Genomic DNA, 14,320 nt, shown 5'->3' with positions numbered 1-14,320 from the left:
ATAACGTTTTATAAATACCTACCATCACTCTTGCACTATTTCGATTAGTTCGTAAAAAGGTTTAAGCACGTCGATTACTTCAAATAGGTACCTTCAGGCTACAGGATACAGCCGTATCCAATATTAGATAACAATAATGTAGGTTACATATATTCGCATTTTGTAACAACGATTGTTAAAAAGGTTAAATTTTGTAAAAAACTTACAGAATTGATGTGAAAGGTACAGTTTTTTGTCAGTTTCTGTAATTTAATTACAAAATAAGCTTTCTTTTACGTAATTTTTGGTCATAATGTACTCGTTGCTTAAGAAAACTCTAATTTTGTTACACAATAGGAATTACATTATGAAACTGTCAACTTTCGCCATTGCTCTTATCTCTTCAGTAGCGTCTTTAAATGCTTTTGCTCAAGACGTTCGTTTAAACCCAGTTAATCAAAACATTGAAACGCAAGCTTGCTACACAGCCGCGACAGAAGGCTACAGAGCAGCAAAACGTTTAATTCGTGACAACGGATTAAATGTTGAGTCTTTCAGTGCATCATTGCTTTGTAACGATGTAAGCTTGAGAAAGTTTGCTGATTTATACAGCGATAAAACTACTAATGAAACTAAAGGCATTGCCCTTGTTGCTAAGAACGAAGATATCGCTTCTAAAGCTTGTTTAGATGCTGTTTCAATCGGTACAGAAAAAGCACTTGCTAAGCACGGCTTAGAAGGCGAAACCATTATTTGTAATCACAAAGAAATGTCAGCATTTGTTCGTTCTTATAACGCTGAAACAGTTGTTGTACGTCCATTCTCTGAATAGTATAGCCTCACCGATTTAACGTTTGTTTACAGTTTCATGGCCCACTCGGCAACTGGGTGGGCCAGTAACTTATTTTAATCACCACGCTTACTGGTGTTAGAAAATATCCCTCGAAAAGACTCCCACCGAAAATATTCACTCGAACGATATTCCCTCTTTGAAATATAAATAATCGAACCCATTTTCTTAGCCTAAAAATAATAAGTACCACTTACCCTTAACACCGCGCTATTCGTTTTGACACCTGTACTTTTGTATCCAGTTACCTATCCGTCTTACCATCAAAATCTCCATTGAATATGCACATTGTGCACGCAAGCGCTGTGCTAGTTTACTGATTACTCACGTTCCTTACGTTTGTTTGCACTGGGCATAAGCGTAAGAATACAGCGACAACAAATATCAATAGAGAGAATCATTATGTCGAAAAGTCACTACGCAATACGTACATTGTTATGCGTAAGCATTCTATCAGTGTTAGCTGCTTGCGGCGGGGGCTCATCAACTGACGAAACTGTAGACAGCGACACCAGTGTTGATGCGGGCACCGGAACAGACACGGGTAACGACAGCGACTCGAGTACCACAACGTGCGACTCGCCGATGACAGAGCTTTCAAGTGCCTATCTTGAATTTGTTGCGGCACCAAATGTCACTATTGTGTTGTCTGAAGATGGATGCACAGTGTCGCTCGAGTCGGCAGGTAAACCCGATCACACATCATCATATTGGGATTCAGGCAATGCCAGCGGCTTATATGTTGAGCCTGAAGATGAAACTCTATTCAATCAAAAGCGCTCACCGGGTGATATTGAAGATTACCTAAATGATTTTGATTTAACCGTCCCTGTATCGCCGGAACTAGCCGCCACATCATCGGCCACGCCGTTAGGTGCAATAGGTATTGCTTTGAGCGGCGCGCCCATTTTCAACGATTCCGAAGGTACAGGAGATGTATCGATAGGCGTGATACAAGGTTTTGATCGCAATGGTGCGCATACTGGCCCGCAAACTTACCACTACCATTTAGAGCCACAAGCTATCTCTTATGATGATGATTCGCTGGTAGGTATTATGGCAGATGGATTTTTCATATTTGGGAGACGTTGCTACTCAACCGTAGACTACCCCACCGATTTAGATGAATCGAACGGCCATACATCAATCACCCTTTATACAGGTGCTTCAGAGGAAGATGCTGAATATCACTACCACATATCAAATGAACAATACTTAAACGGCGAGTATTACCTAATTTTCCCGGGTAACTTCCAAGGTACGCCGAGTGACATTAACTAAATCAACAGGTTACAAAGTACTCCTGTTTTGTGCACTTTGGCTGGCAGAAACTTCTGGGTCGGTATCCTTTAGCGATAGAGCACAACTAGTGGTGTATGAAAATGCCATATCGCTGAATAAGCAAGGTGTTCGTATATATCAAAACGCCCCATTTACAGGAAAAGTGGTGAGCTACCACTCAACAGGCGCCCTTGCTACAGAAGATGAGTTTGTAGCCGGTCGCCGCGCAGGGGTGGCAAGAAAGTGGTTTTCGAACGGTACCTTAGGTTACGAGGCCTATTATGCGTCTGGCGCCAGAGAGGGTAGTGTAAAAACGTGGTGGGTTAACGGAAACCTTCGGTCGGCATTTGTGTATGAAAACGGCAAGGTCGAAGGTGAAGGCTGGCGTTGGTACAGAAGTGGAGCCAAATTCAAGAAATTTAACTACCACGAAGGGCAACCGGTAGGCTTGCAGCAAGCGTGGCGAAAAAATGGCACCTTATACTCTAATTTTGAATACAAGAATGGGCGGATTTATGGGCTTAGAAAAGCAAACAACTGTGTGGGGCTTGAAGATGAGGTTATCTCTGTTGATTACTACCAAAATCAAGCCAGTCTTAGTTTCTAGTGCAATGCTGTTGTTAGGCAGCATTAGTATAATAACAGCCACGTCAGCCTACGGCGCTGACGACTTACCCTACTATAATAGTAAAGAATTCACACCGCACTGGATTGAAAGCGGTAGTGATGCGCTTAACGATTTTCACCAAATACCGGCTTTTAGCTTCACCAATCAAGACGGGGAAAAGGTCAGCGAGAAGGATTTCGAAAATAGAATCTACGTGGCTGGCTTTTTCTTCAGTACTTGCCCTGGTATATGTCCCATGATCCGTTCTAAATTAGCTAAGGTGCAAGAGGCGTTTATTGATAACGATAACGTAAAAATTCTTCAGCACTCGATTAGGCCCCATACCGACACGGTCGAATTGTTAAAAGCCTATGCAGATAAAAACGGCATTGTGAGTAATAAATGGTATTTGGCAACCGGAGAGCGGGACGCTATTTATTCTCTGGCAAAAAGCGCGTACTTCGCTAGCGACGACTTGGGTAACTTGCAAAATACAGAAGATTTTTTGCATACCGAAAGCCTCTTATTAATAGATCAGAATCGTCATATTCGCGGCATATACAACGGGCTCAATAGTGCTTCTGTCGATTATTTGATAGCGGATATTAAAGCGCTGAACGCTCAGTGATAGTTTAGCTTAACAACTGCATATACGCCTGAGCATTTAATTTAGCGCGTTTATCGTGACTAGAGAGCGTCAAATAAACGCGCTGTTGTAACTAACGGCTACTCCGCTGATGAAATAAGATGCAGTACTTTTTGTCTTCCGTCGAGGTATTCTACTTTTTCACCATCAAAAAACGCATCTTCCTCTAACATAATACGAACGTCTTTATCCCATTCTGGAATATAGGTGGCGGCATTTAGCTCTATAGAGTAAACCGTGTTTGGATACATAGGGTAGTCGCCCTGAACGGGAACCCCTTCTTGTGCATCCCACATACCAATGGTAGGGCCTGCTGCATGACCATGAAATCCCAGTGGGTGAGTATAAATAGCAGGGGTTAGCCCTTCTTCTATGGCTTGCTCTCGAGACATTTTCAAAATCTCATTGCCGGTACGTCCCATCTTAAAATTGTTGGTTAGAATATCCTGCAATCGGTTTCCTGCTGCAAAAGCTTCAATTATGCTTTTAGGGGGCGCGGTTTCATCGGGTTTTAATACGTATGCATGCTGTTGTTGGTCGGTGTTTAAACGCAGGTAAGTAATACCAAAATCAACATGGATAAGGTCTCCTGGCTGTATAATATTTTCACCAGCGCGCTTACTAAACGCTTTTATTTGATCAAATTTTTCATTGTCTGCACGTTGAATAGACACTGAAGGATGAAACCAGTTTTCTAACCCTAATGCCTTGCTTTGGTCACGCAACCACCATATGACATCGTCGGTAGTAGTGATTCCAGGAGTAACAACTTCATTTGAAAAAGCCGTTGCTATAAGTTGGTGGCCAATTTGAGTCAGGGAAGGGTAGTGTTGCATTTCAAGCTTACTACGAGTTTCTAGCCAAGCAATGGCCAGTTTTTCACCCGATACCACACGGTCTTTAAATTTAGGAGAAAGGGCGGCTATGAACTTGCTGTTTTCGGTGCTGCTCATGCCGTCAGCAAGTGCAAATGCATCTGACACATTCACTGCAATTCGTTTGGGGTCGCGCGCTTCAATAACATCAGCAAGTGCTTCCCACTGATTAGGCTGAGCTTCTTTGTCCCATGCTTTTTCGAATAAATCAGCCACGGCATACCGAGCTACCGCTAAACGTTCTAGAGGCTTTCCTTCGCCAGGGTTAAAAATGACTAACATGGTATGCCTGCGGGCCGATAGCCACGTTGATGGCAGCATGGTTTTGATGACGGGGTCTTCGTTGTATTCCCGCGACATGATTACCCACATATCAATATTAGTACGCTGCATAAGACTGGGTAAAACCTGCTCGAATCGTTGTGCTAGTATTTCATCGACCAACTCGCTCCTTGCTTGCATATCCATGACATCCTTGGCCATACATTGCAAACTCACTACCAGTAACACAAGCGTACAAACTGCTCTCATTCTCTTTCCTTATTAGTTTGAATTATAAGCATGTAATCATTAAAACTAGCACAAGCTGTTTGGCTTAAGCAATGGTGACTACAATTAACAAGGAGGGGAGTTGGCTTGTTTCATTCAAGCCAATGCACGCTAAATGAAAGCCAGATGAAAACGCTATATAGCCTGGCGTTATAATGAATATAAGCCTTCATGGACGCGCATCGTCAATCGTATTGATGCGGATCAATACGCTAAACGAAGATTCCTTGTTTACTTAGCCTTAACGCGAAAGGCATGTTGTAGAATTTTTTTGAATTCAATGTCGGCAAACTTCCTTCAATAGATAATTTAAATTGTGATTGTAGTTTAATCATCATCGATTTAGGTATCATCCTAGCCGGAGCCAGTTATGAATGCAGAGATTGATTTACAGCAAATAATAGAAAATACTATGGTGTTAGTGCTAGCCGGTGGGCAGGGCTCACGATTAAAAGCACTTACTGAAACCCGGGCTAAACCTGTACTAGAGTTTGGCAGTCATTGTCGAATCATCGATTTTCCCCTTTCAAACTGTGTCAATTCTGGCCTAAATCGAATTGCAGTACTCACCCAATATAAGTCTCAGTGTTTAATACGGCATTTAATGCAACATTGGGGCACGTTGAATAACAGTTTTGGGGGGCGATTAGATATTCTTCCCGCTTCCCAGCAACAGTCAGAAAGCTGGTATCAAGGCACTGCCGACGCCTGTTTTCAGAATATAGAATACATTAAAGCCAGAGCGCCTAAATATGTGATGATCTTATCGGGTGATCATGTCTATCAAATGGATTACCGAAAATTGCTTGCTGAACATGTGAAAAACGGCGCTGAAATGACAGTGTCTTGTATAGAGGTTCCTACTAAAAATGCGGCCAATCAACTGGGTGTGTTAAGTGCTGATAGCAAAGGGCAAGTAACCGCTTTTGATGAAAAGCCAAGTAAACCGCACCCATTATTAGATGCTCCAGAATATTGTTTAGCTTCAATGGGCAATTATGTAGTGAATGCTGAAGTGCTTTATCGGCTGCTTAAAGCGGACGCTAAAGCGTTAGAATCAGATCACGACTTTGGCAAAAACGTTATTCCCAATATTATTGAACACCACAAAGTGTTTGCGCATCGCTTTAGAGGTGCCGACGGTTGCCAAATTCCCTATTGGCGCGATGTAGGTACTATAGATAGCTATTGGCGTGCTCATATGGATTTACTAAACAACAGTGACATGTTGAATTTAGCCGATCCGGCTTGGCCTATCTGGGGAAGTGCCTTATCTAGCGCGCCAACTCAAATACGGGGCGGGGCTCAAAAAGGCCAGTGCGATCTTAATCAAATACTCATTGGCACGGGTTGCCAATTGAACAATTGCCGAATACACCACACTGTTTTGTCATCCAATTGCACAGTTGGTGATGGCGCCTCACTTCAAGGCAGTGTATTGCTGCCTGATGTGACTATCGAGGCCGGCGCTAAATTAAAAAATGTTATCGTAGATAAAGGTGTGACTATTCCCGCTAACTTAGCAATTGACGACGTGAACATTGCCAAACACTTCGGATTTTCAGTGAGCGAAAAGGGGGTGGTATTAATCACTCAGAACGTTATCGATAGCTTTGCTGACGTGGAGCTACATTTTGATGTACCGCAAAAACCGCTGAGTGTAAGGTCAATTAGGCCTTTTCCCTCAGAGGTTACGGCTAGAAAAATTGCTCGCCCAATTATACGCACGGCGTTGAACGAGCGTTAAGGTAAACCTAGTTCATGGACAAAAAATAGGCGCTTTATGCGCCTATTCTCATTTTTACTGGATAAACCACTTTTACCTTAAGTACAGCGTGGCAGCTAATGACTAGTCAATTAACGGCTCATCGTCGTCTTCTTCTTCCTGCTTCTCGTATTTCTCTTCTTCCACAGGAATAACTTCCTCAGAAGAATAATAAACACTGACAGGGGCAGAATAGTTAGGTACATCGTCGTAAGCGAACACAGAGTAATACTTTTCAACATTGGGGTTACCAAAGTTGTCGTAGGTATACTCATCAGAACCTGCGTAAAGTTTCACCCCGTCAAGCGGTGAACGTGGTGAGTGGAAGCGGTTTCTTACCACAAACGCGCCAACCAAATCGGCATGTTTAGGGTTACTCCAACTCAATTTCACCTGACGATTCTCTAAGGTTACGCTTAAGTTCGCGGGTGCCGGTAAAGGCTCTTTACGGCGTTCAATGTACTTAATAACCAACTTACACACTTGGTTGCTGTGTAAGTCATGCCAATTCACTAGCATGTTCTTTTCAGCACTTGATGACGTTGAGCGAACCACGAAATGAAATGGCACATGCTTCGCGTGCATTTCTTCCAGTGCTTCACGGCAATAACTGTCAAAAATAAAGTTGTGTGAGTTTTTGTCTTTCAGTTGAGCGTTACTCACCTCATAGCCAATAAACTCTTTTTTCTCTCTATTTTTAACGCTTTGGTAGTCAAGATCTTCAAGGCCTGCTAATTCAATGGTGAAACGAATATCTTGCGATGTGGGCAAGGCGTTTTCGTTGCTCATTGTTAAATAGGCTTCGGTGATCACGGTTTTCTTAGGATCAGGCAGATTTTCGGTTAAGAAGGTCATTTGCCCGTAAACCACATCACCGTTTTTATCAAAACCAGACTGCAGTTCATTTTGCTTTACTTCAGCTTTAGACACGGTATTGATTGACGAGGGAGTTAGTTCTACTTGTTTGCTTGGAAGGGTATAAATAACTTCCAAGTTAGGTCGGTAATGAATACCTGAACCAAACTTTCCGTAACCAATATCAAATTGCATCATTTGCGAGTCTGCACCAAGAGGAAGTTTTCTCGGGCCTTCAACGCGGAGCAGCAAGGTACCGTTCTTAATAGATTTACGAATAATGCGGCGCTCGGCCACATTTAAATCCCAGTGTGACCAGATACCTTGAGTTAACTTATCTGAGCGAATTTCATCGCCTAGAGTTTGAATAGGCTTCGCTTGATGAATTTGGTTAAAGTCTGTGATGTCAGAAATTTCTGACGGATCGAGAATAGACACCGTCCATTCACCAAAATTCTCTACTTTCGCGTTAACACGGTTCATCGGGTACAAGGAAAAACTCGCGTTCTTAATACGGGCATCTTCAGGTAAGTTTTCCATATTAAACGCTATTACGCCGTAACAAATACCACGGCGTTTGTTCACACCTACAAACAATGAGTTGTAACCGAAATGGTCGCGGTTTTTCTCGAGCGTATATTGGCCTACATAACCGATATCGCGTTTCGACGGGAACAAGCCTCTGAAATATTCATCTTCAGATAGCTGGGTCTTAAGCTTAATTTCAGGGCTGAAAGGCGACTTGGTATCGGTAACTTTATTAACCGCACGTATATTGTAGAAATATTTTTGGCCACTTTTAAGCTGCACATCTGTGAACGTGTGCTTGCCAATAATCGCAATAAGATTATCTTCTCGACAAGGGCTTTTCACTGTTTCAGAACGATACAATTCAAAATAGATGTCATCAGACTCTGGGTAATCCCAGCATAGGGTCGCTTCGTAAACGCCCACAGATTCAATAGTGAAATTGTCTACACGAGCCGGTGCTTCATCTGAATAATTTTTCGCTTCTGAAAGTGCGTAAAGTACCGCAGGCACATTTTCATCTACACTTTGCGACATATTCGCCATGTAATCAGGAATGTTGCGAGTGCCCACTTCTACTACAGCCGAGATAATGCCTAACGAGTAGTAATATTCACGGCCACTACCATTGATAAGGTTCGTAGGTGGCTTGCCACGGTGTATACCGTACTGGCGACCCGTTACCTTATGGATTTCACGGTTCATATTGGCGCACAATACGTTTAAGTCGGTGCCTTCAATTTCAGACTCGTGATTAAACTTATGCGCAGGGAAAAATACGTTACCTTGCGAGTGATAATCTAGCGCAATAGTAATGTTTTTATGCGTAAGTACGAAATCACGAATGGCAGCAGTTTCTGGCTCAGAAAAAGCCGCTGGGCCTGAGTAGGTGTTTACCGTGGTATCAGCAGAACGCTTAAAGCGAACACCAAAATTACGGTTTAAATCTACACCAAAGGTGCCATCGCCGTTGTCGCGTCTATTCTTACGCCAAAAAGAGAAGTGGGTACGAGAATACTCAAACCCATCTGGATTTAAACAAGGCACCATATATAAGGTATTACGACTTAATGCCTGTTGTATAGATGGGTTGTGATCAATATTGGTTAGCACGTTATCAATAAACTTAATGGCTAACTCGTTGCCAATCCACTCGCGAGCATGGATGGTTCCTGTAAAAAGCAGAGCGGGTTTACTGTCCGCAGTTTCAATGTTAGCAGAAAGGGTCGCCATCATAATTGGTCTACCTTCCCACGTCGTTCCAATGCTATGCACGCGAATAAGCTCAGGATATTTTTCCTGAGCTTGTTCTAAAAACGCCATTGTTTCTTGATACGAGGTATATTGTTTTTTCATTATTTCTTCTTTACTAAGAGAAATCAGTGGTTACCAGCGTAGTCTTGAAATTATCCCAATGCGCGATAATTGCATCGACTTTCTTCTGCTGAATGTTTTTAACCGTCAGAAACACGCTTGGATCAGCGTAAATCGCTTTTGACGTGCCCTCTTCACCCAGAGTACTGATTATCACCTCTGTAAGTTTAGGGCCTATACCTTTTACGCCAGCAAAAAAGTTTTCTAACTCTGACGTAGTTAAAATGAGTTCGCCCGCATCTACTTCGGCGTCGACTTCAAACTCATCGTTGCTATCATTTAATACACGTTCTAGTCCATCACCGATGACGTCTTCTAGGCCATCATCTTCACTCACATCTTGGTTTTCTAAATGCAAGTCGGTTACTATTTTGGCCTTACTTTTTGGCGTGTAATTATCTTGAAAATTCCAGGATTCACTTGGCCACTCTTCATCGAGCTGTAGTTCAACGGGTAACAAAGGATAAAGTTCAGGATTAGTTACCGCTGCTGAGTCTGCACTATCACTACTTGGAGTATATTCGCCAAAAGTAATATTTCTCATGGTGCGTAATAGCGGCGTGCGAATCTTACCCAGTTCCTCCCAGTTATACAAAGGAATATGCGGCTTCTTAAAGCGCTCTGAACACAAGGTCCACATTATATACTGGCCAATCCAATCACGAATGTAAGGGAAGGCGGCAAACGCAGTTGCACATTCTAAAATACGGTATTTACCGTCTACACCCAAGGCAATATCAGATGCCCAATATTCAGCTTTTGCGGCTTTAGACGCATTCACTGCTATTTGTAACGCTTCTTTGGGCACATCAGAATAATCCATCGAGCCACCCTGACTGGTATTGGTTAGCCATTCACCTTCAGGTGGACGACGCCAAAACGCACAAACAGGCTTGTGGCCAATTAGCATCACGCGAATATCGGCCTTCATTGGCACAAATTCTTGCACGTAAATCGGGTGGTATTTCTTTTTATTAAGCAGTTCAACCACTTCTTTGAAGCTATCTACTTTATGTACGAAGTAGCCGCCATAGTTAGATGGGCCATAAGATTTTTTAATAATTTTTGGATAACTGGTTTTACGTAAAAACGCCATAGCTTCGTCTTTTTCGTAAAAAATATCAGTTTTCGGAATAGGCAAGTCATGCTTTTCGCAAAAATGGGTCACATTTTCTTTCGACTTGTTGGCAAACTGCGTATCCATTGAAGGCAAAAAGCGCACGTCTGGCAGTTCGCGAGCAATTTCACGGAACGTCTCATAAGCCGTAGCAGGAATATTACCAATCAGAATATCGATATTTTTGCTTTTCACTTCACGAACAAAGCGGGCTTTGTCGTTACCCCAGTGGTAACACACAGTTTCAATTTTATCAGGCCAGCCTTTAAAGTTAGACTTGTCGAAAAAGCGCAGTACATGGTCTAGGTAGAGAAGGCCAATAGTAGGTAGTTTAGTCGTAGACATTTTACTTTCTCGTTTAAAGTTGAGAGGTTAGCGCAGCTTGCAAACTTGCGCGCTTTTCAATTGCTTTTCGCTCAATCAAGTTAACGATCCGCTCGATTTTTCCATCATTAAACGTCAAGCCTGCAGCTTCTTGCTCAGGCGTGGCGAATGCAGGAATACCGTTTACTTCTAGTACTACATATTCTTCATGTTCTTGGTCATAAATTACATCAACCCCAGCGATATCTAGGCCGGTAACTTTTGCTGCTTTAATGGCTAGGGCAACTAATTCATCATTGGGTTCACGGCGAATAACAGAGCCGCCGCTGGTGACATTGGTTTTCCAGTCGTCTTTAGGTGCTTTGCGTCCATAACAGCCTACAAATTCACCATCTACAATGTCGATGCGATAATCTGTCATGTCGTAATTGATAAAACGTTCGACATAGAAGTGGGGAATATTGGTTTGATCCAAAAAAGGGATAAGCATATCTAAAGAACGCTCATCTTCCACTTTTACTATGCCCATTCCACCCCAGCCGTCGGTAGGCTTGTAAACCAAGCGTCCGCCCCATTCGCGGATGGTATTTTTAAGCATGGGTTTGTCTTTGGTATTACATAGTCGGTAATCAGGTGTACGAATACCTGCGCGAGATAAGCGATGCGAAGTGCGAAGTTTATCTTCAGATAACGAAAAAGACTCAAAACTGTTAAGGCACGGAATTGATTCGTTCAATACTTGATAAAGAAAAACTTGATAAGGTGTTTGTTGACCTGCATTGTATGAAAAGAACGCATCTAATTCTTCCATATTCACGTTATGGCACGTAATGGTTCCGTTGTGTGCGTTTGCATGACCTAAGTTAAGATCGGTAATTGCTTCGATATCGCGATCTCGTAATTGGTTGACGATTTTAGCCTGTATGGCAGTACCGCCGCTGTTGCTGTACATCCACATCCCGACTGTATACTTTGGCACGACTTTTAACCCTGTTTTTATGAATCGATGAATTGACATTCTGTTCGATTTAAGTAAGAAGATTTCTCAAAATAAAATTCTGCACCAAAATGGGTGGTAAATATCTATTTTAGATGAGAAATATGACATATATTAGACTTCAGGGTACGTCTTGGTACGAGGAGTCCCTCCCAAAAGCGGCGCTATTAAACGGCTAAATTGCGAACTATTCAAGTTTAATTTTTGCTCAATTGGAATTAATTTCAATATTTGTAACTTTAACGTTTAAAGCATGTGTTATTACTGTGAATAGCTCAATTAAAACAAGGGCTTTAGCGTAGTTTGGTTTTAATCAATACTTGGAATAAATATCATGAATAGTAGTCTGGACTTTACCGAACTTGCCTCAATTATATCGCTCAACTCTTACACTAAAAATAAAGCGGGTGTAGATCACAATGCTGACATCTTTAATGCGTGGATGGAGCAACTTGGATTCTCTGTAGAAACGCATCGACGTGAAGCAATAGGTAACCATGTTCACTACCTGTCTAAAAAGAGTGAAGGCGCAAAATTACTGCTACTTGGCCACCTAGATACCGTTTTTCCGCCAGACACTTTTACCGAATTCCGTGAAGATAAAGAATGGATTTACGGCCCTGGCGTATGTGATATGAAAGGCGGCAATTACATCGCTCTTGCCGCACTTCGAAATGTATTTGCCGAACAAGGCCACATCGCGAACATTGATATGCTATTGGTAAGCGATGAAGAAAGTGGCAGTGACGACAGTAAGCTGCTTACCAGTGAATTAGCCAAAGCCTACGATGCCTGTATGGTTTTTGAAGCGGCGGGCCTCGATCATGATGTGGTTATCTCTCGCAAGGGTATTGCGACTTTTCAAATCGAATTCGAAGGTAAAGGCGCTCACGCGGGTAACCATTATACCGACGGTATTAATGCGAACTTGGCTGCGGCTCATATGTTAATTGCCCTGACTAATTTAACCGACCTAGAAAAAGGCACCACGGTTAACGCCGGTAAAATGAAAGGTGGGTTAGGCGCAAATACTATTTCACCCAGTGCTAGCTTAACGGTAGAAGCGCGCTTCACTCAATCAGAAGAGCGGGACAGAGTGTTAGCCGCGTTTGAAGAAGTAACCCAAAACCCTGCGGTTGAAGGGGTAAAAGTAGCCGTAACTGGTGGTTTGCAACGAGATGTTATGCAACCTACAGATGAACAGGCGCAGTTTATCGCTGAATTAGAAAGTGTATTGGGTGCGCCACTTAAGCTGGAAAAACGTGGTGGGGTGAGTGATGCGAATGTAGTGTCGGCTGCAGGCGTGCCAACCCTTGATGGCTTTGGCCCTTACGGCGATGGCGATCATACCATTCATGAACGTGCAAGCAAGGCTAGCTTTGAACGGCGTATAGGCGAGGTAAGTAAAATTTTAGCGCACTTTAATGGTTGCTAAGTAATTAATAATTAGGCAAAACGATGCAAGGTCAGAGTTGGTTTTATTAACTCTGACCTTAAAGATTAGTATAGTTTAGCTAGTATACGACACCACTTCGGCTTCAAGACCCTCTCCAAGCATGAAATAAAAGCGCCTTCCAGGTTCATAATCACCGTGGTTGTAAGTATTAAATCCTAAAGCGAATACCTTTTTTTCTACCTCGTCTAAATTATCAACCACAATACCTAAGTGATTAACGTGGGCTACCGTGGTGTGATCGAATGTGTTCTCGGCACTTGAGTTCGACGCTAGTCCATTTTGATTGTAGTGATTCGAGCTAAACTGTTTTGGCTTATACAACGCTAAATAAGCGGTATCTGAACCCACGTGTACCGTATAACCATCATCTTTGGCTGGCCCGCGCCAACGTATGTGCCAATTGAACAACTGGCACAAGGCATCAGCAATAGCATCTGGGTTAGTGACGGTAATATTGGCGTGTTCAAGTGAGGCTGCTTGCATCGTATTTCCTTATTTTCTGTTGTGTGTTTTTCACCGGTAACTTTTTCGATAAAAAAGCGCAGTGGATTAATAGACAGCAACAGCTTAATATCTAAAGCTAACTTTAGATCAAGTATTAAATGCAGATTTTTAAAATGGCCCCTGAACCCCTAGTGCGTATTGGCTTTGTTGCAAAGCGAACCGGTAACGCAGTATCGCTTATTCGCTATTATGCCAACGAATCCCTTATTCCTTCCGTGCGAACCCAAGGCGGAAATAGAATGTTTCCTCGTTCAGTCATTCGCAGGGTGTCGTTTATTCTAATCGCGCAAAACATGGGCTATGCACTGGATGACATTCGACAACTACTGCAAACTCTGCCAGATAATCGCACGCCGAATAAAGAAGATTGGGCTAGGCTTAGTGAAGTATTCAACAAACACATTGCAAAGCGTATTGCTGAGTTAACCGCATTGAAATCTTCGTTAGAGGGCTGTATTGGTTGTGGTTGTTTGTCTTTAGATAAGTGCAAGCTGTACAATAAGCACGATCGCATTGCCGAGAAAGGGGCGGGCGCTCGGTTTTTACTAGGCGATAGCCCTAGCGATGCTGTTATAAAATAGCCTTTTCTCATCTATTTAGTTATTTCTGATGT

General features: G+C 42.6%; 12 protein-coding genes. 7 read left to right on the top strand and 5 right to left on the bottom strand.

The features are described from left to right. Positions 1 to 346: 346 nt before the first annotated feature. The 4 genes from AVL57_RS14100 to AVL57_RS14085 all read left to right on the top strand — a co-directional run bounded on the left by AVL57_RS14100 (position 347) and on the right by AVL57_RS14085 (position 3,345). Entirely contained in the window at positions 347 to 811 is a 465-nt protein-coding gene (locus tag AVL57_RS14100) for a hypothetical protein (RefSeq protein WP_057790348.1), read from the top strand. Between the two features lie 420 nt (positions 812 to 1,231). Beyond that, positions 1,232 to 2,110, top strand: a complete 879-nt coding sequence (locus AVL57_RS14095; RefSeq protein WP_057790350.1) for a YHYH protein — start codon at positions 1,232 to 1,234, stop codon at positions 2,108 to 2,110. Continuing rightward, positions 2,097 to 2,717, top strand: coding sequence for a toxin-antitoxin system YwqK family antitoxin (locus AVL57_RS14090; RefSeq protein WP_057790352.1), 621 nt, complete (start codon positions 2,097 to 2,099; stop codon positions 2,715 to 2,717). The genes AVL57_RS14095 and AVL57_RS14090 overlap by 14 nt, the downstream gene beginning before the upstream one ends. Beyond that, positions 2,665 to 3,345: an SCO family protein gene (locus AVL57_RS14085; RefSeq protein WP_057790354.1), complete on the top strand. Its 681-nt coding sequence runs from the start codon at positions 2,665 to 2,667 to the stop codon at positions 3,343 to 3,345. The genes AVL57_RS14090 and AVL57_RS14085 overlap by 53 nt, the downstream gene beginning before the upstream one ends. Positions 3,346 to 3,443: 98 nt before the next feature. Here the strand turns inward: AVL57_RS14085 and AVL57_RS14080 are convergent, their stop codons facing one another. Further along, positions 3,444 to 4,769, bottom strand: a complete 1,326-nt coding sequence (locus tag AVL57_RS14080; protein WP_057790356.1) for a M24 family metallopeptidase — start codon at positions 4,767 to 4,769, stop codon at positions 3,444 to 3,446. A 388-nt stretch (positions 4,770 to 5,157) separates the two neighbouring features. Here AVL57_RS14080 and glgC point away from each other — a divergent pair, with 388 nt between their 5' ends. Next, complete coding sequence (glgC, locus tag AVL57_RS14075) at positions 5,158 to 6,534, top strand: glucose-1-phosphate adenylyltransferase (RefSeq protein WP_057790358.1); 1,377 nt, start codon at positions 5,158 to 5,160, stop codon at positions 6,532 to 6,534. A 102-nt stretch (positions 6,535 to 6,636) separates the two neighbouring features. Here the strand turns inward: glgC and AVL57_RS14070 are convergent, their stop codons facing one another. From AVL57_RS14070 to AVL57_RS14060, 3 genes are read right to left on the bottom strand one after another with little or no spacing between them, the layout of a single operon-like run. After that, positions 6,637 to 9,291, bottom strand: coding sequence for a M14 family metallopeptidase (locus AVL57_RS14070; RefSeq protein WP_057790360.1), 2,655 nt, complete (start codon positions 9,289 to 9,291; stop codon positions 6,637 to 6,639). Between the two features lie 13 nt (positions 9,292 to 9,304). Beyond that, entirely contained in the window at positions 9,305 to 10,771 is a 1,467-nt protein-coding gene (locus AVL57_RS14065; protein ID WP_057790362.1) for an ATP-grasp domain-containing protein, read from the bottom strand. 13 nt (positions 10,772 to 10,784) lie between these two features. Further along, the gene (locus AVL57_RS14060; protein ID WP_126871610.1) at positions 10,785 to 11,729 is read right to left on the bottom strand and encodes an ATP-grasp domain-containing protein; all 945 of its coding nucleotides are present in this window, start codon (positions 11,727 to 11,729) and stop codon (positions 10,785 to 10,787) included. A 352-nt stretch (positions 11,730 to 12,081) separates the two neighbouring features. Here AVL57_RS14060 and AVL57_RS14055 point away from each other — a divergent pair, with 352 nt between their 5' ends. Next, positions 12,082 to 13,182, top strand: a complete 1,101-nt coding sequence (locus AVL57_RS14055) for a M20 family metallopeptidase (RefSeq protein ID WP_057790366.1) — start codon at positions 12,082 to 12,084, stop codon at positions 13,180 to 13,182. A gap of 75 nt (positions 13,183 to 13,257) precedes the next feature. Here AVL57_RS14055 and AVL57_RS14050 read toward each other — a convergent pair whose 3' ends face one another. After that, positions 13,258 to 13,686 (bottom strand): VOC family protein, encoded by a 429-nt coding sequence (locus AVL57_RS14050; RefSeq protein ID WP_057790368.1) that lies wholly within the window; start codon positions 13,684 to 13,686, stop codon positions 13,258 to 13,260. A gap of 134 nt (positions 13,687 to 13,820) precedes the next feature. Between AVL57_RS14050 and soxR the strand changes: the two genes are divergently transcribed. Then, positions 13,821 to 14,288 (top strand): redox-sensitive transcriptional activator SoxR, encoded by a 468-nt coding sequence (gene soxR, locus AVL57_RS14045; protein WP_057796001.1) that lies wholly within the window; start codon positions 13,821 to 13,823, stop codon positions 14,286 to 14,288. Positions 14,289 to 14,320 lie beyond the last annotated feature (32 nt).

The organism is Alteromonas stellipolaris, assembly GCF_001562115.1.
Lineage (GTDB): Bacteria > Pseudomonadota > Gammaproteobacteria > Enterobacterales > Alteromonadaceae > Alteromonas > Alteromonas stellipolaris.
The sequence above is the reverse complement of the archived record's forward strand: the minus strand, read 5'-3'. Positions and strand labels throughout refer to the sequence as shown.